The organism is Streptomyces sp. NPDC056628 (assembly GCF_042792555.1).
Lineage (GTDB): Bacteria > Actinomycetota > Actinomycetes > Streptomycetales > Streptomycetaceae > Streptomyces.
The window spans coordinates 57409-79300 of sequence record NZ_JBHTWG010000034.1 but is presented as its reverse complement, the minus strand read 5'-3'; the positions used below and the strand labels follow the sequence as shown (position 1 = coordinate 79300).

At 72.4% G+C, this 21892-nt stretch carries 24 protein-coding genes and 1 pseudogene; 13 read left to right on the top strand and 12 right to left on the bottom strand.

All coding sequences use genetic code 11. The features are described 5' to 3' along the window. Window positions 1-257, bottom strand: a pseudogene (locus tag ACFRAC_RS30045) (hypothetical protein); the annotation flags it as partial. Between ACFRAC_RS30045 and ACFRAC_RS30040 the strand changes: the two are divergent. After that, a complete protein-coding gene (locus ACFRAC_RS30040; protein WP_382934830.1) occupies window positions 256-804 on the top strand; it encodes an RNA polymerase sigma factor in 549 nt (182 codons plus the stop codon). The pseudogene ACFRAC_RS30045 and the gene ACFRAC_RS30040 overlap by 2 nt on opposite strands. Continuing rightward, window positions 797-1795, top strand: a complete 999-nt coding sequence (locus ACFRAC_RS30035) for a CU044_5270 family protein (protein ID WP_382934827.1) — start codon at window positions 797-799, stop codon at window positions 1793-1795. The genes ACFRAC_RS30040 and ACFRAC_RS30035 overlap by 8 nt, the downstream gene beginning before the upstream one ends. Before the next feature lie 18 nt (window positions 1796-1813). Here ACFRAC_RS30035 and ACFRAC_RS30030 read toward each other — a convergent pair whose 3' ends face one another. Beyond that, the gene (locus ACFRAC_RS30030) at window positions 1814-2917 is read right to left on the bottom strand and encodes a YihY/virulence factor BrkB family protein (RefSeq protein ID WP_382934825.1); all 1104 of its coding nucleotides are present in this window, start codon (window positions 2915-2917) and stop codon (window positions 1814-1816) included. Between the two features lie 346 nt (window positions 2918-3263). On the opposite strand from ACFRAC_RS30030, the gene ACFRAC_RS30025 reads away from it, so the two are divergent. Next, a complete protein-coding gene (locus tag ACFRAC_RS30025) occupies window positions 3264-3563 on the top strand; it encodes a hypothetical protein (protein WP_382934823.1) in 300 nt (99 codons plus the stop codon). 57 nt (window positions 3564-3620) lie between these two features. On the opposite strand, the gene ACFRAC_RS30020 is transcribed toward ACFRAC_RS30025, so the two are convergent. Beyond that, on the bottom strand, window positions 3621-5375 hold the full coding sequence (locus ACFRAC_RS30020; protein ID WP_382934820.1) for an ABC transporter ATP-binding protein: 1755 nt from the start codon (window positions 5373-5375) through the stop codon (window positions 3621-3623). 105 nt (window positions 5376-5480) lie between these two features. Between ACFRAC_RS30020 and ACFRAC_RS30015 the strand changes: the two genes are divergently transcribed. From ACFRAC_RS30015 to ACFRAC_RS30000, 4 genes are all read left to right on the top strand, one after another. Beyond that, window positions 5481-5768 (top strand): metal-sensitive transcriptional regulator, encoded by a 288-nt coding sequence (locus ACFRAC_RS30015; RefSeq protein WP_382934815.1) that lies wholly within the window; start codon window positions 5481-5483, stop codon window positions 5766-5768. 322 nt (window positions 5769-6090) lie between these two features. After that, the gene (locus ACFRAC_RS30010; protein WP_361353905.1) at window positions 6091-7179 is read left to right on the top strand and encodes an S-(hydroxymethyl)mycothiol dehydrogenase; all 1089 of its coding nucleotides are present in this window, start codon (window positions 6091-6093) and stop codon (window positions 7177-7179) included. Beyond that, window positions 7179-7808, top strand: a complete 630-nt coding sequence (locus ACFRAC_RS30005) for an MBL fold metallo-hydrolase (RefSeq protein ID WP_382934812.1) — start codon at window positions 7179-7181, stop codon at window positions 7806-7808. The genes ACFRAC_RS30010 and ACFRAC_RS30005 overlap by 1 nt, the downstream gene beginning before the upstream one ends. 112 nt (window positions 7809-7920) lie before the next feature. Then, the gene (locus tag ACFRAC_RS30000) at window positions 7921-8835 is read left to right on the top strand and encodes an SDR family oxidoreductase (protein WP_382934808.1); all 915 of its coding nucleotides are present in this window, start codon (window positions 7921-7923) and stop codon (window positions 8833-8835) included. Here the strand turns inward: ACFRAC_RS30000 and ACFRAC_RS29995 are convergent. Beyond that, window positions 8826-9020 carry a hypothetical protein gene (locus ACFRAC_RS29995; RefSeq protein WP_382934804.1) on the bottom strand — a complete coding sequence of 65 codons (195 nt, stop codon included), beginning with the start codon at window positions 9018-9020 and terminating at the stop codon, window positions 8826-8828. The two genes, ACFRAC_RS30000 and ACFRAC_RS29995, sit on opposite strands and share 10 nt — an antisense overlap. Before the next feature lie 136 nt (window positions 9021-9156). Between ACFRAC_RS29995 and ACFRAC_RS29990 the strand changes: the two genes are divergently transcribed. Both ACFRAC_RS29990 and ACFRAC_RS29985 read left to right on the top strand, forming a co-directional pair. Further along, the gene (locus tag ACFRAC_RS29990; RefSeq protein ID WP_382934801.1) at window positions 9157-9954 is read left to right on the top strand and encodes an SDR family NAD(P)-dependent oxidoreductase; all 798 of its coding nucleotides are present in this window, start codon (window positions 9157-9159) and stop codon (window positions 9952-9954) included. 128 nt (window positions 9955-10082) lie between these two features. Then, entirely contained in the window at window positions 10083-10784 is a 702-nt protein-coding gene (locus ACFRAC_RS29985; RefSeq protein ID WP_361353893.1) for a L,D-transpeptidase family protein, read from the top strand. 44 nt (window positions 10785-10828) lie between these two features. On the opposite strand, the gene ACFRAC_RS29980 is transcribed toward ACFRAC_RS29985, so the two are convergent. Genes ACFRAC_RS29980 through ACFRAC_RS29965 form a run of 4 tightly spaced genes read right to left on the bottom strand, consistent with a single transcriptional unit; the run spans window position 10829 to window position 15310 of the window. After that, window positions 10829-12031, bottom strand: a complete 1203-nt coding sequence (locus ACFRAC_RS29980) for a Gfo/Idh/MocA family protein (protein ID WP_382934838.1) — start codon at window positions 12029-12031, stop codon at window positions 10829-10831. Between the two features lie 14 nt (window positions 12032-12045). After that, entirely contained in the window at window positions 12046-13395 is a 1350-nt protein-coding gene (locus ACFRAC_RS29975) for an ABC transporter substrate-binding protein (protein ID WP_382934796.1), read from the bottom strand. A gap of 10 nt (window positions 13396-13405) precedes the next feature. Then, window positions 13406-14323 carry a carbohydrate ABC transporter permease gene (locus tag ACFRAC_RS29970; protein WP_382934793.1) on the bottom strand — a complete coding sequence of 306 codons (918 nt, stop codon included), beginning with the start codon at window positions 14321-14323 and terminating at the stop codon, window positions 13406-13408. 18 nt (window positions 14324-14341) lie between these two features. Beyond that, a complete protein-coding gene (locus tag ACFRAC_RS29965; protein ID WP_382934790.1) occupies window positions 14342-15310 on the bottom strand; it encodes a carbohydrate ABC transporter permease in 969 nt (322 codons plus the stop codon). Between the two features lie 168 nt (window positions 15311-15478). Here ACFRAC_RS29965 and ACFRAC_RS29960 point away from each other — a divergent pair, with 168 nt between their 5' ends. Continuing rightward, on the top strand, window positions 15479-16639 hold the full coding sequence (locus ACFRAC_RS29960; protein WP_382934785.1) for an ROK family protein: 1161 nt from the start codon (window positions 15479-15481) through the stop codon (window positions 16637-16639). Between the two features lie 98 nt (window positions 16640-16737). After that, window positions 16738-16923 (top strand): hypothetical protein, encoded by a 186-nt coding sequence (locus ACFRAC_RS29955; RefSeq protein ID WP_382934783.1) that lies wholly within the window; start codon window positions 16738-16740, stop codon window positions 16921-16923. A gap of 76 nt (window positions 16924-16999) precedes the next feature. On the opposite strand, the gene ACFRAC_RS29950 is transcribed toward ACFRAC_RS29955, so the two are convergent. Further along, window positions 17000-18364, bottom strand: coding sequence for a S1 family peptidase (locus ACFRAC_RS29950; RefSeq protein ID WP_382934781.1), 1365 nt, complete (start codon window positions 18362-18364; stop codon window positions 17000-17002). A gap of 147 nt (window positions 18365-18511) precedes the next feature. On the opposite strand from ACFRAC_RS29950, the gene ACFRAC_RS29945 reads away from it, so the two are divergent. Then, entirely contained in the window at window positions 18512-18928 is a 417-nt protein-coding gene (locus ACFRAC_RS29945; RefSeq protein ID WP_382934779.1) for a PPOX class F420-dependent oxidoreductase, read from the top strand. On the opposite strand, the gene ACFRAC_RS29940 is transcribed toward ACFRAC_RS29945, so the two are convergent. Then, a complete protein-coding gene (locus ACFRAC_RS29940; RefSeq protein ID WP_361353873.1) occupies window positions 18910-19323 on the bottom strand; it encodes a zinc ribbon domain-containing protein in 414 nt (137 codons plus the stop codon). The two genes, ACFRAC_RS29945 and ACFRAC_RS29940, sit on opposite strands and share 19 nt — an antisense overlap. A gap of 176 nt (window positions 19324-19499) precedes the next feature. Continuing rightward, window positions 19500-20219 (bottom strand): TetR family transcriptional regulator, encoded by a 720-nt coding sequence (locus ACFRAC_RS29935; RefSeq protein WP_382934775.1) that lies wholly within the window; start codon window positions 20217-20219, stop codon window positions 19500-19502. Window positions 20220-20399: 180 nt separating this feature from the next. Between ACFRAC_RS29935 and ACFRAC_RS29930 the strand changes: the two genes are divergently transcribed. Continuing rightward, entirely contained in the window at window positions 20400-20882 is a 483-nt protein-coding gene (locus ACFRAC_RS29930) for a VOC family protein (RefSeq protein WP_382934773.1), read from the top strand. Window positions 20883-20889: 7 nt separating this feature from the next. On the opposite strand, the gene ACFRAC_RS29925 is transcribed toward ACFRAC_RS29930, so the two are convergent. Then, a complete protein-coding gene (locus ACFRAC_RS29925; protein ID WP_382934771.1) occupies window positions 20890-21807 on the bottom strand; it encodes an SGNH/GDSL hydrolase family protein in 918 nt (305 codons plus the stop codon). Window positions 21808-21892 lie beyond the last annotated feature (85 nt).

Below are 21892 nucleotides of genomic sequence, written 5' to 3'. Positions count from 1 at the left end.
AGCTCGGCGCGCATGAGCAGCGCCATCACGCCACCGATCACGAAGAACGCGAACGACGTGACGAGGTACAGCGTGCCGATCGTCTTGTGGTCGGTCGTCGCCGGCCATCGCACGGCCCGGACGCCCCTGATGTCTCTGATCCTTTTCACACCCCGCCTGTGTCCGAAGGCGGTCCGCACGGCACACCCGGCGGAGGCGAGGAGAATCACCGGGGAGGGGTGTGACGATCCGGCGGGTGCCGGACACGAACGGAGCATGAGCAACGACGAGGTCTTCGCCGCTGCCTATCGCGAGCACTACTGGGCGGTCAGCCGCTACGTCGCGCGGCGACTGGACGGCCGGACGAGCGAGGTCGAGGAAGTGGTGGCGGAGGTGTTCACCGTCGCCTGGCGGCGCCGGGACGACCTCCCGGCCGCCCCGCTGCCCTGGCTGTACGGCGTGGCACGCAACTGCCTCGCGAACGCGGTACGCGGCTTCGGGCGCCGGCGCCGGCTGGTCGACCGCCTCGGCAACGACGACGCGGCGCACGGACGGCACGTGGAGGCGGGCCCCGACGCCGAACCGCCCGGCGCCTGGGTGCACGACGCGCTGGCCCGGCTGTCCCCCGCCGACCAGGAGGTGCTGCGCCTCGCGGCCTGGGAGGAGCTCGGCGCCGACGAGATCGCCGTGGTCCTCGGCTGCGGCCGGCGCGCCGCGTCGATGCGGCTGCACCGCGCCCGCCGCCGGCTGAAGGCCGAGATCGACCAGCTCCGCCCCGCCCTCACGACCGGTACGACAGCCACGAAGGAGCAGCAGCATGGCTGACGAACTCGACCTCCTGCGCGCCGCCGATCCGGTCCCGGCCGACCACCCCCGCCTCGGCGACGGGCCCCTGGACCGGCGGGCCGAACGCCTCCTCGCGGACCTGCGGCGCGAACCGCCCGGCCGCCGCCGTGTCCGGTGGCCTCGCACGGGCCCCGGCGTCCGCCCCCGGCCGGCCTGGGCACTGCTGGCCGCCGTCGTCACCGCCGTCACCCTCGGCCTGGTCGTCGGCGGCACCGCGACCACCCCAGCCCTGGCCGCCCCCCGTCCGCTGGTCGTGCGCGCCGACGCCACTCCGGTGTCCCTGGCGGAGCTGGCGCGGCGGGCCCGCGCGGACGCGGCCGCCGGAGCGCAGGCCCTGCGCAAGGGCACGCATGTGCAGTCGTGGAGCCTCGCGATGAGCGAGGACAAGGCGCCGATCACGCTCCCCGAGGAGCGGATCGTGCGCTGGAAGGCCGACGGCAGCCACACCGAGCTCGTGGTGGCGACCGACCCGACGCGTCCGGGCCGGCCCGTGCTGCGCGACGACGCCGACGGCCCCCGGCTGGTCGAGGACGGCCACGTCGTCAGCCGCCGCAGCTACCCGCGCAGCTGGAGCGACGCCCCGCCCCAGTCCCCGCCGCCGCGTGACGCGACCCGGCTGCGGGCCTGGCTGCGGGAGGCCGCCTCCGAACCCGACGGGCTCGGCAGCGGCGAACTCCTCGACGCCGTGGAACTGCTGCTCGACCACTGGACCCTGGGCGCCCGGGAGTCCGCGGCGCTGGCCGAGCTGCTCGCCGGCACCGAGGGACTGCGCCCGGCCGGCCAGGTCACCGACCGGCTCGGCCGGGCGGGGCTGGCGTACACGTACGAGGAGCGGGGCCTCGCCCACCTGCTGATCATGGATCCGCGCACCGGCGCGGTCCTCGGCCTGGAGACGACGTTCACCCGGGCCGACCCCGCCTACGGGGTGCGGGCCGGGGACGTCATGGAGTACAGCGCCTGGATGCGCTGAGGGAGCCGGCGAGCGCCGTCACGGGCTGCGCAGACGGCGCTTGTCCTGTTCGTCCCAGGCGGTGGTGTCGCGCGGCGTCGCGTACGGCTCCTCCCCCGGCGGATGCCCGCCCGCGATCGCGCGCTGCCGCACCGCCTCGGCGTCGAACTCCAGGCCGAGGAGGATCGCCAGGTTCCCGATCCACAGCCACACCAGGAAGACGATCACGCCGGCCATGGTGCCGTAGGTCTTGTTGTACGAGGCGAAGTTGGCGACGTACACGGCGAAACCGCCCGAGGCGATCAGCCAGATCACCAGGGCCAGCGCGCTGCCCGGCGTGATCCACCGGAAACCGCGCACCTTGGCGTTGGGGGAGGCCCAGTAGAGCAGGGCGATCATGGTGGTGACCAGGACCGCCAGGACCGGCCACTTGGCGATGGCCCAGACCGTCAGGGCGGTGTCCCCGATACCCAGCGTGTTGCCGACCTCAAGGGCCAGCGACCCGGTGAAGACGACGATCAGCGCGCTGATCACGGCCAGCACCATCAGCGCGACCGTCACCCCGAGCCGTACCGGGAGCACCTTCCAGATCGGCCGGCCCTCCGGCATGTCGTAGACCGCGTTGGCCGTGCGGATGAAGGCCGCGACATAGCTGGACGCCGACCACACGGCCAGCAGGATGCCGACGACGGCCATGATCGAGCCGAGGCCGCCGTTGTCCTGCAGCTGCTCGACGGCGCGGGTGAGGATGTCCCGGGCCGAGCCGGGGGCCATCTTCTCGATGTTCTCCATGACCTTGTCGGTGGCCGACTTGCCGACCAGCCCCAGCAGGGACACCAGCACCAGCAGGGCGGGGAAGAGCGACAGCACGCTGTAGTAGGTCAGCGCCGCCGCGCGGTCGGTCAGCTCGTCGTCCTGGAACTCCCGCAGGGTGCCCTTGAGCGCCTCGAACCACGACCGCTTGGGCAGGTCGGTGGGCGAGTCCGGGGCGCGCCCCTCCACCTGGGGATCCGGACCGAACCGCTCCTGCGTGGTCTCCGCGCCGGTCTCCGGATCCTGTCCCCGCCCGCCCTCGGCCGCCTCCGGCCCCGCACCGGACCGGTCCCCGGGATCGCTGCGCCTGGATTTGAGTAGTCGCCTCATGCCCCCCGGGTATCCGGCCCGGTCCGGATCACGCGCCGCCGGACGGACCGGAATCGGCCGGTCCGTCCGGCGGCCGGAGAACGCGGTGACCGCCGGGTCGCGGACTGTCGGCAGCGGGCCCACGGGACCTCGTCCCGAGCCCGCGGGCGAACGAGGGGGTGGTGCCGGTGCCCATGCTGACCTCCTTCGAGGCCCGCGGCACGACGGGAAGGGCGGCCGCCGAGGCCTCCGCTTCGAGCGTCCTGCGCCCGGCGGGACGGGGCAAGCCCGGTCGCGCGCTCCGCCTGACGGGTGACCGGGGTCCGGGGGCCGTGTCCGGCCGCGGCCCGCCCGCGTTGCGCCGGGCATGAAGTCGACACGACGTATCGCAGCCGCCGTCGGCCTGGCCGCCGGTCTCACCGGTCTCGCCGCACCGCTGGCGGACGCGGCCCCGATGCCCGGACCGGACGCCGGTCTGCCCACCGCGGTGACCACGCTCGACTCCCTCGCGGTGAGCGGTGTCCCCGCGGACCGCCAGGGCCGGATGCCCCGCCCGTCCGAGCAGCTGACCCGCCTCGACCAGCTCAAGGAGCTGAGCCGGGCGAAGCGGCCGCGGGATTTCCGCCCGGTCGACACCCCGGTCACCCGGATGCTGCCCGCGCTGTAGGCCGGACCGCATCCCCGCCGAAGGGCCGCCCCCGCCGGGGCGGCCCTTCGCGCGTGGTCAGCCGGCCGTCGCCAGGAACTGCGTGGCCGCGAGCTCCGCGTACAGCGGGTCGGCCGTGACCAGCTCGCGGTGGGTGCCGACCGCGCGGACCCGGCCCGCGTCCATCACCACGATCCGGTCGGCCATCGTCACCGTCGACAGGCGGTGCGCCACCACGAGGACCGTCGTGGTCCGCGCCACGTCGGCGACGGTGTCCCGCAGCGCGGCCTCGTTCACCGCGTCCAGCTGCGAGGTCGCCTCGTCCAGGAGCAGCAGCCGGGGGCGGCGCAGCAAGGCACGGGCGATGGCCACCCGTTGCCGCTCACCACCCGACAGCTTGGTGCCCCGGTGCCCGACCAGCGTCTCCAGACCGTCGGGCAGCCGCGCCACCAGACCGTCGAGCCGGGTCGTCTTCACCACCCGGGCGAGGTCGGCGTCGTCCGCGTCGGGGTTGCCGAGCAGCAGGTTGGACCGCAGGGAGCCCGACAGGACGGGCGCGTCCTGCTCGACGTAGCCGATCGCCGACCGCAGTCGCGGCAGCTCCCAGTCCGCGAGGTCCCGGCCGTCGAGCGTGATGGTCCCGGACTCCGGGTCGTAGAACCGCTCGATGAGGGAGAACAGCGTCGTCTTCCCCGCGCCGGACGGGCCGACGAACGCGGTCATGCCCTGAGCCGGTACGGCGAACGTCACCCCGTGGTGGACGTAGGGCGACTCCTCGGAGTACCGGAAGCGCACGCCGTCGAAGGCCAGCGCGGCAGGCTGGGCGCCGGGGGCGGGCAACGGGGCGGGGGCGGCGGCCGGTTCGGCGGGCAGGCTCAGCGCCTCCTGGATCCGCGCGAGCGCCGCCGAGCCCGTCTGGTACTGCGTGATCGCGCCGACGACCCCCTGGATCGGCGACATCAGATAGAAGACGTACAGCAGGAACGCCACCAGGGTGCCCACGTCGATCGCGCCGGTCGCCACCCGGGCCCCGCCCACCGCGAGCACCGTGATGAACGCGATCTGCAGGGCGAGCCCGGCCGTGTTGCCCGCCGCGGCCGACCACTTGGCGGCCCGCACGCTCTGCCGCCAGGACTCCTCGGCGGCCTCGTGCAGCGTCCGCTCCTCGCGGTGCTCGGTACCGGACGCCTTGACCGTGCGCAGCGCGCCCAGGGTGCGCTCCAGCGACGCCCCCATCACCCCGACCGCGTCCTGCGCCTGCCGGCTGGCCCGGTTGATGCGCGGCACGATGGCCCCGAGGACCGTCCCGGCGGCGAGGATCACGGCGAGGGTGACCGCGAGCAGCACGGGGTCCACCACCCCCATCAGCGCGAGCGTCGCCACCAGCGTGAGACCGCCCGTGCCCAGACCCACCAAAGAGTCCGTCGTCACCTCGCGCAGCAGGGTCGTGTCCGAGGTGATCCGCGCCATCAGATCGCCCGGCTCGGTACGGTCGACGGCGGTGACGCGCAGCCGCAGCAGATACGACGACAGGGCTCGCCGCGCACCGAGCACCACCGACTCGGCGGTGCGGCGCAGCACGTAGGAACCCAGCGCTCCCACCGCCGCGTTCGCCACGACCAGGGCCGACATGAGCAGCAACGCCCCGGTGATGGCCCGGTCGTGGGACAGGTCGTCGATCAACGCCCGTGCCACCAGCGGCAGGAGCAGTCCGGTGGCGCCGGTGAGCAGGGAGAGCAGGGCGCCCGTGAGCAGGGCCCAGCGGTGCGGGCGGACGTACCCCAGCAGCAGGCGCCAGGTGGGCGGCGCGCTCTCGGTCTCGGCGATGCTCACGAGGCTCCTCGGCGGTCGGACGGAGCACTCAGGCTACGTCCGCCCGCCCGGCCCCCCGACCGGCAAGGGAGTAACATACCCCCACCGGTATGAGGAGGAGTGAGCGTGGAGCTTCAGTTCGAGGGCGATGACCTCAAGTCGGTGCTGAACCGCCTGCGCCGGGCGCAGGGGCAGATCGCCGGCGTGATCAAGATGATCGAGGAGGGCCGCGACTGCGAGGACGTGGTCACCCAGCTCGCCGCCGCCTCCCGCGCCCTCGACCGGGCCGGTTTCGCGATCATCGCCACGGGCCTCCAGCAGTGTCTGACCGACGTCGAGAAGGGCCGCGCGGACGGCGAGACGACGGAGCAGATGAAGGCCCGGCTGGAGAAGCTGTTCCTCTCGCTCGCGTAGGGCGTGTTTCGAGAGTGCGGGCCGGCGCGTGACGCCCCCCTGACCGGGACGGTGGGCCGGCCCGACCCGGTCGCCCATCTGATGGCCGCGGTTGCCGAGCCCCGGTGTGTCGAGGGTGTCGACGAGGCGCACGGCGGTACTCCTCTCCTTCCGAACCTGTGCTGCTTACCTCCGAGGGTGCGCGACGACGGCGGTGGAGGTACCCCTGGGGGTATCTTAAGCAGTCGAAACGCGAGGGAACGGACCCCCCTCTGTGCTGTTACCGATCAGTCACGCCTAGGGTCGGCACAGGACGAACAGCCGCAGAGGAAGGGTGAAGCACATGGCGCAGGAAGTACGCGGCGTGATCGCGGCGGGCAAGGACGAGCCGGTGCGGGTGGAGACGATCGTCGTGCCCGACCCCGGGCCGGGCGAGGCCGTCGTCCAGATCCAGGCCTGCGGTGTCTGTCATACCGACCTCCATTACAAGCAGGGCGGCATCAGCGACGACTACCCCTTCCTGCTCGGCCACGAGGCCGCCGGGATCGTCGAGTCGGTCGGCGACGGCGTCACCGACGTCGCGCCCGGCGACTTCGTGATCCTCAACTGGCGCGCGGTGTGCGGCCAGTGCCGGGCCTGTCTGCGCGGACGCCCCTGGTACTGCTTCGACACGCGCAACGCGCGGCAGAAGATGACCCTCGCCGCCACCGGCCAGGAGCTCTCCCCGGCCCTGGGCATCGGCGCCTTCGCGGAGAAGACCCTGGTGGCGTCCGGGCAGTGCACCAAGGTGGACCCGGCGGTCAGCCCGCAGGTCGCCGGGCTGCTGGGCTGCGGCGTGATGGCGGGCATCGGCGCCGCCATCAACACCGGGAACGTCGGCCTGGGCGACAGCGTCGCCGTCATCGGATGCGGCGGCGTCGGGGACGCCGCGATCGCCGGGTCCCGGCTCGCCGGGGCCGCGAAGATCATCGCCGTCGACATCGACGACCGCAAGCTGGCCAAGGCCCGCGAGATGGGCGCCACCCACACGGTCAACTCCCGTGAGACCGACCCGGTCGAGGCGATCCGCGAACTCACCGGCGGCTTCGGCGCCGACGTCGTCATCGAGGCCGTCGGCCGCCCCGAGACCTACCAGCAGGCCTTCTACGCCCGCGACCTCGCCGGCACGGTCGTCCTGGTCGGCGTCCCGACCCCCGAGATGAAGCTCGAACTGCCGCTGCTGGACGTCTTCGGCCGCGGCGGCGCGCTCAAGTCGTCCTGGTACGGCGACTGTCTGCCCTCCCGCGACTTCCCGGCGCTGATCGACCTGCACCTCCAGGGCCGCCTGGACCTCGGCGCCTTCGTCACCGAGACGATCGGGCTCACCGACGTGGAGAAGGCGTTCGAGCGGATGCACCACGGCGACGTGCTGCGCTCGGTGGTGGTCTTCTGATGACCGCCCGCATCGAACGCCTCGTCACCTCGGGCCAGTTCACCCTCGACGGCGGCACCTGGGACGTCGACAACAACGTCTGGCTCGTCGGCGACGACCACGAGGTGCTCGTCATCGACGCCGCGCACGACGCCGACGCCATCGCCGAGGCCGTCGGCGGCCGGCGCCTCGCCGGGATCGTGTGCACCCACGCCCACAACGACCACATCGACGCCGCGCCCGCCCTGGCCGACCGCACCGGCGCGACGATCTGGCTGCACCCCGACGACACACCCCTGTGGAAGCTGACCCACCCGGACCGCGACCCGGACGCCCACCTCCAGGACGGCCAGGTCATCGAGGAGGCCGGCGCCGACCTCACGGTCCTGCACACCCCGGGCCACGCACCGGGCGCCGTCTGCCTGTACGACCCCGGGCTCGGCGTCGTCTTCACCGGCGACACCCTCTTCCAGGGCGGCCCCGGCGCCACCGGCCGGTCCTACTCCCACTTCCCGACGATCATCGACTCGATCCGCGACCGCCTGCTCGCCCTCCCGCCCGAGACGAAGGTCCTCACCGGCCACGGCGACCCGACCACCATCGGCGCCGAGGCACCGCACCTGCAGGAGTGGATCGACCGGGGCCACTGACCCCCCGACCGGGTGAGCCCCAGGAAAGGCCCGCAGAAACACGACAGAAGATGTCCGGCTTCCCCGGCACCCTCGGAACCCACAGCACTTCAGGGGCCATGGGAGGCCGGACATGTCACACCCGCTCGAGGGCAAGGTCGCACTGGTCGCCGGGGCGACCCGGGGAGCCGGACGCGGCATCGCCGTGGAACTCGGCGCCGCCGGAGCCACCGTCTACGTGACCGGACGCAGCACCCGCGCCCGGCGCTCCGAGTACGACCGCCCCGAGACGATCGAGGACACCGCCGACCTGGTCACCCGGGCCGGCGGCCACGGCATCGCCGTACCCACCGATCACCTCGACCCGGCGCAGGTCCGCGCCCTGGTGGACCGCGTCGGCCATGAGCAGGGGCGGCTCGACGTCCTCGTGAACGACATCTGGGGTGGCGAGAAGCTCTTCGCCTGGGACAGCCCCGTCTGGGAGCACGACCTCGACGACGGCCTGCGGCTGCTCCGTCTCGCCGTCGACACCCACGCCGTCACCAGCCACCACGCGCTGCCGCTGCTCCTGCGCCGGCCCGGCGGACTGGTCGTCGAGATGACCGACGGCACCGCCGACTACAACCGCGACCACTACCGCACCTCCTTCTTCTACGACCTCGCCAAGACGGCCGTACTGCGCATGGCCTTCTCCCTCGGCCACGAACTCCGCACACGCGGCGCCACCGCCGTCGCCCTCACCCCCGGCTGGCTGCGCTCGGAGATGATGCTGGACACGTTCGGGGTGCGCGAGGACAACTGGCGCGACGCCCTCGACCGCGTGCCGCACTTCGCCATCTCCGAGACCCCGCGCTACGTCGGCCGGGCCGTCGCCGCCCTCGCCGCAGATCCGGACGTGGCCCGCTTCAACGGGCGGTCCCTGTCCAGCGGGCAGCTCGCCCGCGTCTACGGCTTCACCGACCTCGACGGCAGCCGCCCCGATGCATGGCGCTATCTGCCCGAGGTACAGGACGCCGGGAAACCGGCGGACACCACGGGCTACCGCTGAGGCGGCACCGGGTCGGGCGCGGCGAGCGGCCGGCGCGCGACGTGCCCCGGCGGCAGTCCCAGATCGTCGCGGGCGGCCGCGCAGCAGCCCTCGCGGCCCGCCCGCTGCCGCCCCGGCAGCGCGCGCCGGCGCTCCGGGTCCACCCGGCCCTCCCGCACGAACCGCTCCACCTCCCTCGCCGTCACCACCCCGGACGACGACCACGGAGGAGCCGGGCGCGCCGATCACGACGCCCAGGAGCGCGGGGAGTCGCCGAAGGAACGCGGACATGTGCGTACGCCATCTGCCGCGTTGATCGTTCCGGCAGTACCGTGTGCGTCCATGACGGACACCACGCGCTTCGCCGACCACGCGGTCCTGGTCACCGGTGCCGCCCGCGGCATCGGGGCCGCGGTCGCGCGCCGCCTCGCCGAGGAGGGCGCCCGCGTCCTGCTGACCGACCGCGACGGACCCGAGGTGGAGGAGACCGCGGCCCGGCTGCGCGGCCTCGGTCACATCGCCCGGTCGCTGGCCTGCGACGTCGCCGACCGCTCCGCCGTCGAGGCGGCCGTCGCCGAGGCCGTGGACGCCTTCGGCGCGCTCGACGTCCTCGTGAACTGCGCCGCCTCCTGCAGCCCGGACACCCCGCTGTTCGAGGACGACCCGGACGTGGCCTGGGAGCGCGACCTCGACATCACTCTCACCGGCACCTACCGCTGCTGCCGGGCCGCCCTGCCGCACCTGGCCGCCTCCGGCCGGGGCGCCATCGTGAGCATCGGCTCGGTCAACGGCCTCCAGGATTTCGGCAACCACGCCTACAGCGCCGCGAAGGCGGGGCTGGGCTCGCTCACCCGCACCCTCGCCGGCCACGCCGCCGCCCGGGGGGTCCGCGTCAACCTGGTGACGCCCGGCACGGTGCGCACGTCGGCCTGGGAGGGACGGGAGGCCGACCTGGAGGCGGTCCGCCCGCTGTATCCGCTGGGCCGCGTCGGGGAGCCCGAGGACATCGCAGCCGCCGTCGCCTTCCTGGCGTCGCGCGACGCGGTCTGGATCACCGGCACCACCCTCGTCGTGGACGGCGGCCTCACCGCGGTGAACAGCGGTTTCCGGGCGGCGGTGGGACGCTGGGACGACGCCTGAGACCGTCCGGGCACCGACCGTAACCTCACCGTTCGGTCACGACCCGGTCCGCGCCACAACCGAACCCGCCCCCGGTGTGTCTATGCAGCAGAAGTCCACGAACACACACGTCAGGGAAGGGCCCGGCCATGGGGGACACACGCAGACGGCGCGCCGTCGCACTCGGCATCACCGGCGGACTGGTCGCACCGCTCTCGCTCACGCTCGGCGCCGCTCCGGCGCAGGCCGCGACGGGCTGCACCACGCAGACCGGCCCTTATCAGAAGCAGGTCGAGAAGTTCCTCGGCCGGCCGGTCGACGGGAAGCAGTCCACCGCCGACTGCACGGCCATCAAGGCCTTCCAGACCAAGCACGGCATCAGCCCCAACGCCGGCTATGCCGGTCCCGTCACCTGGGGCGTGATGGACCTGATGAACAAGCAGAAGGCCGTCGGGACGAACCCGAACAAAGACGGCAAGTGCCCCGTCAACAAGGGCCGTATCGCCTGCGTGAACCTCACGCTCCAGCTCAGCTGGGTCCAGGACGGCAAGAAGCTCGTGTACGGCCCGGTCCCGGTGCGCACCGGCCGTGACGGCTACGAGACGCGCACCGGTCTGAAGAAGATCTACTGGCGGCACATCGACCACGTGTCGAGCCTCTACAACGTGCCGATGCCGTACTCCCAGTTCTTCGACGGCGGCCAGGCCTTCCACTCGGTCGGCGTCAGCATGTGGAATCCGCCGGGCTCGCACGGCTGCGTCAACATGACGAAGACCGACGCGAAGAAGTACTGGTCGCTGCTGAAGAACGGCGACGACGTCTACGTGTACGGCCGCAAGCCGGGCACCTGAGTCAGGACAGGCACCCGGCCCGCGGGCCGGTGACGCCCGGGGCGTCACGCCTCGGGCGCGTCCCCGAAGTCCGGGATGTCCAGCCGGACCCCGCCGCGGCGCGCCGACTCGTGCGCAATGATGCCCGGCAGGGTGTAGCGGGCGGCCACCCACGCGTTCACCGACGGCAGGCCGCGCGAGTTCACCGCGGTCACGAAGTCGTCGACGAGGAAGTGGTGGCTGCCCTCGTGCCCGTTGTGCAGGTGGTCGAACTCCCGCGGCAGCCGGGACCGGTCGTGCACCGGCGCCGACCCCGAGGTGAAGGCGGCCCGCAGCTCCGGAGCGATGTGCTGGAGCGAGGGGTCGTCGGGGGACAGGGTCTGCTTGGGCTCGAGGAGCTCGCTGATGTCCTTGACGCCCTTCTTGTCCTGCCACAGGGCGACGGTGGCCAGCTGCTCCATGCTCGCCTCGGTCCCGAAGAACCGGAAGCGTGACTCCCTGATGTGCGACGGGTAGCCGACCCGCCGGAACTCGTTGGTGCGGAACGAACCGCCGCCCGCGACCTCGAACAGCGCGGTGGCGTTGGAGAAGTCGTTGTCGAACTGGCTGACCGACCGGTCGAAGACGCCGTCGCCCCGGTCGTCCAGCACCCCGATCGCCGACACGCTCACCGCGTGCGTCCGCCACGCGCCCAGCACACCGCCCACCGAGTGCGTCGGGTACAGCAGCGGGGGATAGGAGGCGGTCGCCTTCCAGTTCTCGCCGCCGCTGTACTGGTAGGCCTCGTAGAACCCGAGGTCCATGTCGTGGACGTAGTCGCCCTCGGCGTAGAACAGCCGCCCGAAGGCGCCCTCGGCGATCCGGTTGCGGGCGTGCACGGTCGCCGGGTTGTACTCGCTGGTCTCGCCCATCATGTACGTCAGCCCGGTCGCCTTGACCGCGTCGACGATCGCCGCGATCTCCTCCGTGGTGATCGCCATGGGGACGGCGGAGTAGACGTGCTTGCCGGCGTTCAGGCCCTGGAGGACCAGCGGGCCGTGGGTCCAGCGCTGGGTGAAGATCGCGACGGCGTCCACCGCCTTCGACTCCAGCATCGCCTCGTACGACGGGAAGGTGCCGGCCAGTCCCTGCGCGCCGGCGAGCCGCTCGGCCCGCTCGGGCAGCAGATCGGTGACGTACACGTCGCTGACACCGGGGTGGGCCTGGAACAGCGTGGCGAACTGGCCGGAGAACTGGCCGGCGCCGACGATGCCGAGGGAGAACGTCATGGAGTGGGTGCCTTTCACTGGCCGAGGATGAGGTTGATCTGGTCGTTGGTCCTGGTCAGGCCGCTCACCGGGGCGTCGTTGGCGTAGACGTCCTGCATGGCGGGACGGATCAGGGCGTACACGTCCGCCGCGTAGTCGGTGATCGGGAAGGAGAAGGTCGCGGAGTCCTTCTTGTCGGTGACCGGTTCGGTGAAGGCGGACACGTCGATGCCCTTCCCGCGGTACGCGGCCACCGCGGCGGCCGTGCCGTCGGGGGTGGCGGGGAAGACGATGCCGTAGCGGCCGACGGTCCTCTGGCACTCGTTCGAGGCCAGGTACCGCACCCACTTCTTGGCGCCCTCCTTGTTGCGGGCGTTGCGGGTGATCGAGTCGGCGAGGCCGTTCATCATGGTGGCGCGCTTGCCGGTCGGGCCGACCGGCGTGGGCGCGGTGCCGACGTCGAGGCCCTCGGCGCCGTAGTAGCTGGAGATCATCCAGGCGCCGTCGAACGCGGTCGCCGCCTTGCCGGAGGCCACCTGGGCGGTGGCCGGGTTGGCGCCGTCGGTGTAGTCGGTGAAGGGCGCGAGATAGCCCTTCCTCGCGAGGCCGAAGTACCAGTCGATCACCGACTGGAACGTCTGGTCGCCGTATCGGTACTCGGTGCCCCAGCGGGCCTTGTCGGTGTAGCGCCAGCCCGCGGAGGCGGCGAACGGGCTCCAGGTGGTCTGCCCGTCGGCGTCACCGGCGCCGCCGGTGGCCATGCCGTACACCGTGACGTGGCGCTTGTCGAAGCCCTTCTCGTCGCCGCGCACGCCGTTGCGGTCGACGGTCAGGTGCGCGATGGCCTTCTCGAAGGTGCCGCCGTCCTCGGGGTTCCAGTCCAGGCTGTTGAGCTCGTCCGTGCCGAGCCCGGCCTCCTCGACCATCTTCCGGTTGTAGAAGAGGGCGACGGTGTCCCAGTCCTTGGGCGCGCCGTAGCGGCGGCCGTCCTGACCGCGCCAGTTGGCGGCGAGGCCCGGCTGGTAGGCGGAGTCGTCCAGGCCCAGGTCGTCCAGCGGTTCGAGGACCTTCAGATCGGCGAACTGGCCGAACTTCTGGATGTGGTCGGTGAAGACGTCCGGTTCGGTGCCGGCGATGAAGCTCGCGGTGAGCTTGGTCCAGTAGTCGGCCCAGCCCATCTGGGTGATCTTCACCTTCAGGCCCGGGTTCCGCTTCTCGAAGTCCTTCGCGCACGCCTGGTAGGCGGGCAGCTGGTTGGCGTCCCAGAGCCAGTACGTCACCGTGTTCCCGCCCGCCCCGGCCGAGCCGCCCTGGCCGCAGCCGGTGGCCAGGGACAGGACGAGCGCCCCGGTCAGCGCCGCGGCCGTCCGCATGTGAACTCGCATCCCTGTCCCCTTACTTGATGCCGGTGAAGCTGATGGAACCGACGATGCGGCGTGCGAAGCAGCCGAACAGCACGAGCATCGGAAGGGCGGCGATCAGCGTGGCCGCCATCAGGCCGGACCAGTCGTAGCCGGTCTGCGGGGTCTGGGCCCGGAAGATGGCCAGCGCCACGGTGAGCACGCGTGAACTGTCGCTGTAGGACACCATCAGCGGCCAGAAGTAGTCGTTCCAGGCGGTGATGTACGTCAGCAGGCCCAGGGTGAGCAGGGGCGTGGACGCCATCGGCAGCATCAGCCGGAAGAAGATGCGCACCTTGCCCGCGCCGTCCAGCAGGGCGGCCTCCTCCACCTCCCGGGGCACGTTCAGGAAGAACTGCCGCAGGAAGAACACCGCGAACGGCGTCATGAACATCGTCGGCAGGGCCACGCCCAGCAGGCTGTCCACCAGCCCGAGTTGCTTGATGAGGACGAAGTTGGGCAGCAGCGTGAAGATCGCCGGCACCATCAGCCCGGCCAGGAACAGCCCGAACACCGCCTCCCGGCCGCGCCAGCGCAGCCGGGCGAAGGCGTAGGCGGCCATGGCGGAGAAGAAGATCTGGCAGACGGTGATCAGCGTCGAGACGACCACCGAGTTGACCAGATAGCGCCAGAACCGCAGTCCGCCGCCCGAGCCGCCCTGGGCGATCGCCTCCTCGGCCGACTGCAGTCCGAGGGCCCGCTCGAAGCCGCCCGTGGTCGCGCCGGCCGGGAGGACGTCGCCGGGATGGGCGGCGAGCGCGTCGTTCGAGGACAGCGCGGTGCGCAGGATCCAGTAGAACGGCAGCAGGGTGATGAGCACGATCGCGGTCATCACCGCCCAGGCGAGGGCCCGTCCGGGAGTGATCCGGCGCCGTACGCGCCGCAGGGTCGTGGTGTCTGCCACGGCAGCCATGTCGGTGTCTCCCTTCCCTCAGCCGAGGTCGCTCTGTCCGGCCCGGGTGAGCCGGTACTGGAGGACCGTGATGGCGCTCAGCACGACCAGCAGGGCCACCGACATCGCCGAGGCGTACCCGAACTGGAAGCGGCCGAAGGCGGCGCCGTAGATGTAGTACTGCAGGACGTTGGTGGCGTTGGCGGGTCCGCCCGCGGTCGTCACCGCGACGGTGTCGAACACCTGGAAGGAACCGATCACCGTCATGATCAGGACGACCGCGAGGACCGGGCGCAGCAGCGGCATCGTGATCCTCCAGAACATCCGCCACTCGCTCGCGCCGTCCACCTTCGCGGCTTCGTACATGTCGTTCGGGATGGCCATGAGGCCGGCGAACAGCAGCAGCGCGGTGTAGCCGACGTGCCGCCACACGTTGACGAGGGCGATGGTGGGGACGGCCCAGGTCTCGTCGGCGAGGAACGGGATGCGGTCGAACCCGAGGCCCGCGATGACCTCGTTGCCGATGCCGAGCTGGGTGTCGAGGATCCAGAGCCAGACGATGCCCGCGACGACGTTGGACATCAGGTACGGCGTGAGCACGATCCCGCGCAGCACCGACGACTGGGTCAACCGCTGCAGCAGGACGGCGATGACGAGCGCCGAGACCGTCTGCACGCCGATGTTGACGACCACGTACTCGACGGTCACCCCCATCGAGTCCCAGAAGATCGGGTCGTGGACCATCCGCACGTAGTTGTCCAGGCCCACCCACTCCGCCGGGGTGAGCAGGTTGAAGCGGGTGAAGCTCAGGTAGACGCCCCGCAGCGTGGGCCAGAGCAGGAAGACCACGAACCCCAGCAGTGCCGGGGCGATGAAGACGGCGGCGAGCCGCCCGTCCCCCCGCTCCTCGCGGGCCGCCGCCCGCCGTGCCGTTCTCCGGTCCGTCCCGGCCCCCGTCGCGTCGCCCAGGGGCAGACGCGACGGGGGACTGCTGGAGGCGATGGTCATCGGGAGACTCCCTCGTCTGCGGCTCGTCCTCGGGCACTTACTTTTGTGGCGGAAGAATCAGGTCGTCAAGGGGTCGGTCAACATCTTCTTTTCGTCAAAGCGATGGCCATAGACTGACCTCGTTGGTTTCGTGGAGAAAAAAATTATGGATGTGGGAGTCTGACGACCATGACCGCAGCAGTCGACAGCTGGCGTCCGCTCAGCCCCGGTGAACGGGCGGTGGCGATCGAGGTGCTCCTCGCCGGGCCCCTGTCCCGCACCGAGCTGGCCCGCCGGCTCGACCTGTCCGCGGGCAGCGTCACCCGGCTGACCAAGCCGCTGATCGAGACGGGCCTGCTCGTCGAGGTGCCCGAGGCCGGCGAGGTGCTGGAGACCCGCCAGGGCCGCCCCTCCCAGCCGCTGGACGTCGTCGCCGAGTCCCGCTCCTTCCTCGGGTTCAAGATCACCGAGGACATGGTCTACGGCGTCGTCACCACGCTGCGCAGCGACATCGTCGCCCGCCACGACCGCCCCCTCACCACCCACGACCCCGCCGAGGTCGTCGACCTGCTGGGGGAGATGACCGAGGAACTCGCCGCCCGTCACCCCCGGCTCGCCGGGGTCGGCATCGGCGTGGGCGGCCTCGTCGAGAACCGCTCCGTCGTCGGCGAGTCCCCGTTCCTGGGCTGGCGCGATGTGCCGCTCGCCCAACTCGTCGCGCGGCGCACCGGGTTGCCGGTCGTCGTGGAGAACGACGTCGCCGCCCTGGTCGAGGCCGAGACCTGGTTCGGTGCGGGGCGCGGCCTCGACCGGTTCGTGGTCCTGACCATCGGCGCCGGGATCGGCTACGGGCTGGTGCTCGGCGGCCGGCGCGTCCCGTACGCCGAGGAGGACCGGGGATTCGGCCGGCACTGGATCCTCGACCCGCACGGCCCGCTCACCCCCGACGGGGCGCGCGGCAGCGCGGTCTCCCTGCTGACCATCCCGAACATCCGCTACCAGGTGCAGGCGGCCACGGGCCGGGACCACACCTGGGAGGAGATCCTGGACGCGGCCGCCGCGGGTGAGCCGATGGCCGCCCGGGTGATCGAGGAGGCGGCCCGGGCCCTCGGCACCCTGAACGCGCAGATCGCCAACTTCGTGCTGCCGCAGAAGATCCTGCTCGCCGGTGAGGGCGTGGGCCTGATGGAGGTGGCGGGGGACACTGTGACGAGGACCATGCGGGCCCAGCGGCACCCGCTGGCGGCGCCGATCGCCCTGGAGACCAAGGTGTCCGACTTCCACGACTGGGCCCGAGGCGCGGCCGTTCTCGCCATCCAGGTACTGGTGTTGGGGACCGCCGACCGCTGAGCCCCGTACAGGGGGCGGGTGGTGACGTGATCAGCGTTACGGTCCGATATGTCCGCCTTGGGGGCGCTTACTCACAGCGCCTTCACCTGCGGGATCGTATGCTTCACAACATGTCCACCACTGTTGAATTCGCCTCCGACAGATCGGCTGACGAGGTCAACGAGGAGATCCGGGCGCTGTGGCGCCGGGCGGGCGGGACACTGAGCGTCGAGCAGCGCGAGGAGTACCAGCGCCTCGTCATGGAGTGGGCCGCAGTGGCCCCCCAGCCGGCCAGGGCGGCCTGACCGCCCGGCCCCGGCGGGTCCCCCGCATCTCCTCGCGACCCGCCCCGCCCCCCGTGGCGGCCCCGCCGTCTCCTCGTCAGCCCCAGGTCGCCGAGTAGTAGCGCCGGTAGTCCCGGCGGTCCTGCTCGGCCCGGATGAACCGGGTCGCCACCAGGGCGACGATGCTCCCCGCGACGACCAGCAGACCCGGACCGACGTTGTTCGGGTCCGCCAGCCGCGCCAGCAGCGTCACGGCCTGCTCACCGCTCACCGGCACCGACGACCCCGGCGACGCGTCACCCGGCGCGGCGGCGCCCTGCGACGGTGACGGCGCGGGCGCCGCGCCCTTCTTCCCGCCCTGGTCCGACACCAGCAACTGCACGTCCAGCGCGGCCAGCGCCTTCGTCACCGGCTGGAAGTACGTCGTCCCGCCGGCCTGGCAGTCACCGCTGCCGCCCGACGTCACACCGAGCGCCACCCCCTCGGAGAACATCGGCCCGCCACTGTCCCCGGGCTCCGCACACACGTTCGTCTCGATGAGCCCGGTCACCGTTCCCTCCGGGTAGTTGACGGTGGCGTTGAGCGCCGTCACCTCGCCCTCGCGGAGCCCGCTCGTGCTGCCGCTGCGGAAGACACGCTGCCCGACGGCCGGATCGGCGGCGCCCGTGATGCGCACGCCCTTGCCCCCGCCGATCGACACGACGTCCGGGGTGGCGCCGGGGTCGCCGGCCGAGTACTGGATCAACGAGTAGTCGGCGCCGGGGAAGTTCTGCCGCTCGGTCCGCCCGATCTGGTCGGTGCCCGAACTGTCGGCGAACCACACCGAGCCGTCCGGCCCGCAGTGCCCGGCGGTCAGGATGAAGAAGCGCCGCCCGTCCGTGACGTTGAACCCGGCCGAGCAGCGCCCGGCCGTCGACAGCAGCGGCTGCGCGCCGTTGATCCGGGTCGTGAAGGTGCCCTCGGTGCGTTCCATGCGGACGAAGCCGCCGATGTCCTCGGCGACGTCCGTCATCCGCGACCAGTCGCCGGCGGAGACGGTGCTGTCGCCGCGTACGACGACCTGGTTGGTGCGGTAGTCCACCACCCAGGCGGTGCCGGCCACGCGGGGCGCCGAACGCAGCGTCTCGGTCGCCGACCTCAGCTCGTCCATGCCGTGCTCGACCATCTTGGGCTTCATGCCCGCCCCGCTGACCGCGGCGGCCGCCTCCTCGTCGGTGACCGCGACGACCGGCTTGCCGTCGGCGCCGATCCAGCTGCCCGCCGTACGGGACGCGCCCAGACGGGCGACCAGCTCACCGCCGGGCCCCGGAGTGGCGGACTCCGCGAAGGTCCGCGGGACGGCGGAGGGGCCGGGGGGCTCGCTCGCCACGGCGCGTGTGACCATCGTCCCCCCGAGGAGGAGTCCGCCGACGGCCGCCAGCCGTGTCACCCGCCGGACGAGACGTCGTCGTGCGTGCCTCATGCATGGCTCCCGAACCAGGTACAGCGCGGCGACAACGCCGCGGGGCCCTCCCGGAGTTGAGCACCCGCCGCTTCATACGCACCCGGACGCCGCCGCGTTCACCGCGCCGGTGATCTCGTCGCGAAGACCGCTGCCTACGCTGCGGCCATGGACGACACGTCGCTCGACCGGCTCGCAGCGGGCAAGTACCTGCTCATCACCAGCTGTCGAAGGAACGGCACCGGGGTGCCCACGCCGGTCCGGGTGGTCCGGGACGGCGACGCCCTCGGCGTGTGGACGGCCGCCGACTCCTGGAAGGTCAGGCGCATCCGGGCCCGTGCCGACGTCCTGGTCGGCCCGTGCGACCCCCGGGGGCGGCCGACCGGCGACCAGGTCCCGGCGACCGCCGAGATCTGCGACGAGGCGACCAGCGCCCGCTATCGCCGGCTCAACGCCCGCAAGTACGGGATCACCGGCCGCCTCACGCTGCTCGGCAGCCGGCTCCGCGGAGGTGTGCAGGGCACCGTCGGTGTGCGGACCACGCCGGGTCCGGCGCCGGAGTCCGGTCAGGTCCAGGCGCGGTAGGGCTCATCGACCAGCTGGAACACCGGCTCGCCGCGCACCGGGTCCTTCGCGGTGGACAGCCGGACCCGGTCCCCGCTGTGGACGCCGATGGGCGGACCCATGACCCGGCCGCGCACGACGAACCCCTCGGCCATCTCGATGAGGGAGACATTGCGCGCGGCGGGGGTGTTGCGGTGCACCACGGTGGAGTGGCGGACCGTGCCCACGCCCTCGCTGCGCTCGGTGCGCAACTCACTGCCCTGACACACCGGGCACAGCAGCCGGTGGTACGTCGCGGTGCCGCACCAGGTGCAGCGCTGGTAGCGGAGGGCGTCCCCGTCCGTCTGTGTCGCGTCGAGCACGCCGGTCCCGGAGCCGGTGATCCGGCCGGCCACGCTGCCTGAGTGGTGGTACACGCTGCTCAACTCCCTGCGCTCGACCGGAATCCCGCGTGCGCGGAGACCCGAGCACGCCCGTGCGCCGTTCGCGGTGCGACCGTGCACGACCTCAGCGTATGGCACTGAGTGCCACGCGTAAAGGCACTGCGTTCCCTGGATTTCGGGAAGTCGCGGGGACCGTGCGGAGGGTGCCGTCAGCCGCGTCCGAGCGCGGTCTCGAGCTCCTGGACGACCCGCCACAGGGGTGCGTCGCGGCGGGACACGACCACGACGACGTCGCCGTCGGCCTCCGCGGCGGCCCGCGACGGCGCCGGGGCGTCCGTGTACGTCGACAGCACGTACCCCAGGGCCCGGTCCACCTCGGCGCCCGCGTCGCCCTGCCCGTCCGACCGCAGCCACGAGCGGAGCGCGTTGTTGTGCGCGGCGACCACGGCGGCGGCGATCACGTCCGCCCGCAGCGTCCCCTCGCGCCGGCCGGCGAACCGCGCCCGCAGATACTCGGCCAGCGCCCGCTCGTACCTCCACACCACCGACAACTCGTAGGCCCGCAGCCCCGGCACCCGCTTGGTGAGCCGGTAGCGCTGCACGGAGAAGGTGGGGTTCTCCGCGTACATGCCCAGTACCAGGCGGGCCGCGTCGCACACCCGGCGCACCGGCTCATGGGAGTCGTCGCTCGCGGCGAGGAAGGCCTCCATGTCGGCCAGGCACCGCTCGTGGTCCGGGAAGACCACGTCCTCCTTGGACGGGAAGTACCGGAAGAACGACCGCCGCCCGACGCCGGCCAGCGCCACGATGTCGTCGACCGTCGTCTGCTCGTACCCCCGCTCCAGGAACAGCCGGAAGGCCGCCGCGACCAGGGCGTCCCGCATCGGGGGCTTCTCGCCGCGGCCGGGCGCGGCGCTCGTGGAGCTCATGGACGCGAACGTAGCACCCGTACCCGGCTGACATGGCACTCAGTGCACGGGGCGGAGGGAACTGAGTGCTCTCCCGGCGCTTCCGCACGGCCGTCCGGGGGACCCGCGCGGGCGATCGATGAGTTTCGCGCCGGCCGGCGGTCGACACTCGTGACAGCGGACCACTCCGGGAGGTACCCCATGGCAGGCGACGGCTTCACCACGTGTCTCTGGTTCGACGGCCAGGCCGAGGAGGCGGCCCGTTTCTACACGTCCGTCTTCGAGGACTCCAGCGTCGGCCGCGTCACGCCCTACCCGGAGGGGGCGGTGCAGCCCGCAGGGAGCGTGATGACGGTCGAGTTCACGATCGACGGCCAGAAGTTCGTCGCGCTCAACGGCGGACCGCAGTTCACGTTCACCGAGGCGACCTCCTTCATGATCTCCTGCGAGACCCAGGAGGAGATCGACCACTACTGGGACCGGCTCACCGAGGACGGCGGCCAACCGGGTCCGTGCGGCTGGCTCAAGGACCGGTTCGGAGTGTCCTGGCAGGTCACCCCGGCGCGGCTGCAGGACATGGTCGCCGACCCGGACCCCGAGAAGGCCGCCCGGGTCACCAAGGCGTTCATGGCGATGGGCAAGTTCGACATCGCCGCCCTGGAGCGGGCCTACGCCGGCGAGTGACCCCGGCTCACAGGTCGGCGCGCAGGGTCCGGGTGATCTCCCGGGCGATCCGCAGGATGCCGGGGGAGCGGACGGGGCACGGTCCCGGCTTCGTGGTCGTGGGCGCCAGACAGAAGTGCAGAGGGTCGTCGGCACGGTGCAGGGCCGTACGGCCCCGGCCCGGCTCCGTGCAGTACGGCGGGTGGGCCCGCTCGAAGCGCGCGCACGGCAGATACCGGACCCACGTGTACGGCGCCCCGGCGGCGCTCACCGCCGCACCCGCGTCGGACACCAGGTCGCCGGAGGCGGCCGCCCGCCGCTCGTAGAGGTCGTTGACGCGCCGGACCCGGTCGGGGGTGACCGGGTCCGGCCCCTGGAGGACCCAGACGATCCGGGCGCCGCCGTACGCGGCGGTGATCTGCTCGCCGAGCCGCTCCACGTCGGCCGCGTAGCGCGCGAAGTACTTCCGCGGGGACGCCTCGTGCGTGATCCCGGCCATGCACGGCGTGTAGCCCCAGGCGTTGCCCCAGAACTGGAGGACCACGAAGTCCGGCCGCAGCCGCCGCACCAGCGCCGCCGCCTCGTCCGCCGCCGGCACCAGGGACCGGGCGCCCGTGCCCTCCAGGTAGTCGCACGGCGTCGTCCCCGAGTACGGGGCGCTGGAGTAGACGGCCCCCAGCTCGCGGCGCAGTTCCCGCCCGAGGACCCGTTGCGCCTCCATGGCCAGGGAGTCGCCCAGGTACAGCACCCCGGGCGGCTTCGCGGGCGACGGGGGCCGGGGCTTCGCGCGGGGCGGGACGCGGGGCGAGGACGGCGCCGGCCGGCGGGTGGTGGCGGACGCGGCCGGCACCTCGGACGGCGCGCTCGCGGGCCGCGACGCCGGATCACCGCAGGCCCCGAGCAGCGCGACACCCAGCACGACCCCCACGCACCACAGTCTGCGCATACGGCGGCTCCCGCCCCGGACCCCGGAATGGGCCCCCAGGCAAGCACAGCGGTGCCCGATGCGGAAGGCCCCGACCGGCCACCGC

What these genes read in the sequence shown, in the direction of transcription:
- ACFRAC_RS30010 (WP_361353905.1), top strand. Translation starts at nt 6,091, where the DNA reads ATGGCGCAGGAAGTACGCGGCGTGATCGCGGCGGGCAAGGACGAGCCG.
- ACFRAC_RS29935 (WP_382934775.1), bottom strand. Translation starts at nt 20,219, where the DNA reads ATGAGCTCCACGAGCGCCGCGCCCGGCCGCGGCGAGAAGCCCCCGATG.
- ACFRAC_RS29970 (WP_382934793.1), bottom strand. Translation starts at nt 14,323, where the DNA reads ATGGCTGCCGTGGCAGACACCACGACCCTGCGGCGCGTACGGCGCCGG.
- ACFRAC_RS29975 (WP_382934796.1), bottom strand. Translation starts at nt 13,395, where the DNA reads ATGCGAGTTCACATGCGGACGGCCGCGGCGCTGACCGGGGCGCTCGTC.
- ACFRAC_RS29945 (WP_382934779.1), top strand. Translation starts at nt 18,512, where the DNA reads ATGGACGACACGTCGCTCGACCGGCTCGCAGCGGGCAAGTACCTGCTC.
- ACFRAC_RS29925 (WP_382934771.1), bottom strand. Translation starts at nt 21,807, where the DNA reads ATGCGCAGACTGTGGTGCGTGGGGGTCGTGCTGGGTGTCGCGCTGCTC.
- ACFRAC_RS30000 (WP_382934808.1), top strand. Translation starts at nt 7,921, where the DNA reads ATGTCACACCCGCTCGAGGGCAAGGTCGCACTGGTCGCCGGGGCGACC.
- ACFRAC_RS29930 (WP_382934773.1), top strand. Translation starts at nt 20,400, where the DNA reads ATGGCAGGCGACGGCTTCACCACGTGTCTCTGGTTCGACGGCCAGGCC.
- ACFRAC_RS30005 (WP_382934812.1), top strand. Translation starts at nt 7,179, where the DNA reads ATGACCGCCCGCATCGAACGCCTCGTCACCTCGGGCCAGTTCACCCTC.
- ACFRAC_RS29960 (WP_382934785.1), top strand. Translation starts at nt 15,479, where the DNA reads ATGACCGCAGCAGTCGACAGCTGGCGTCCGCTCAGCCCCGGTGAACGG.
- ACFRAC_RS30030 (WP_382934825.1), bottom strand. Translation starts at nt 2,917, where the DNA reads ATGAGGCGACTACTCAAATCCAGGCGCAGCGATCCCGGGGACCGGTCC.
- ACFRAC_RS30025 (WP_382934823.1), top strand. Translation starts at nt 3,264, where the DNA reads ATGAAGTCGACACGACGTATCGCAGCCGCCGTCGGCCTGGCCGCCGGT.
- ACFRAC_RS29980 (WP_382934838.1), bottom strand. Translation starts at nt 12,031, where the DNA reads ATGACGTTCTCCCTCGGCATCGTCGGCGCCGGCCAGTTCTCCGGCCAG.
- ACFRAC_RS30035 (WP_382934827.1), top strand. Translation starts at nt 797, where the DNA reads ATGGCTGACGAACTCGACCTCCTGCGCGCCGCCGATCCGGTCCCGGCC.
- ACFRAC_RS30040 (WP_382934830.1), top strand. Translation starts at nt 256, where the DNA reads ATGAGCAACGACGAGGTCTTCGCCGCTGCCTATCGCGAGCACTACTGG.
- ACFRAC_RS29965 (WP_382934790.1), bottom strand. Translation starts at nt 15,310, where the DNA reads ATGACCATCGCCTCCAGCAGTCCCCCGTCGCGTCTGCCCCTGGGCGAC.
- ACFRAC_RS29985 (WP_361353893.1), top strand. Translation starts at nt 10,083, where the DNA reads ATGGGGGACACACGCAGACGGCGCGCCGTCGCACTCGGCATCACCGGC.
- ACFRAC_RS29950 (WP_382934781.1), bottom strand. Translation starts at nt 18,364, where the DNA reads ATGAGGCACGCACGACGACGTCTCGTCCGGCGGGTGACACGGCTGGCG.
- ACFRAC_RS29990 (WP_382934801.1), top strand. Translation starts at nt 9,157, where the DNA reads ATGACGGACACCACGCGCTTCGCCGACCACGCGGTCCTGGTCACCGGT.
- ACFRAC_RS29955 (WP_382934783.1), top strand. Translation starts at nt 16,738, where the DNA reads ATGCTTCACAACATGTCCACCACTGTTGAATTCGCCTCCGACAGATCG.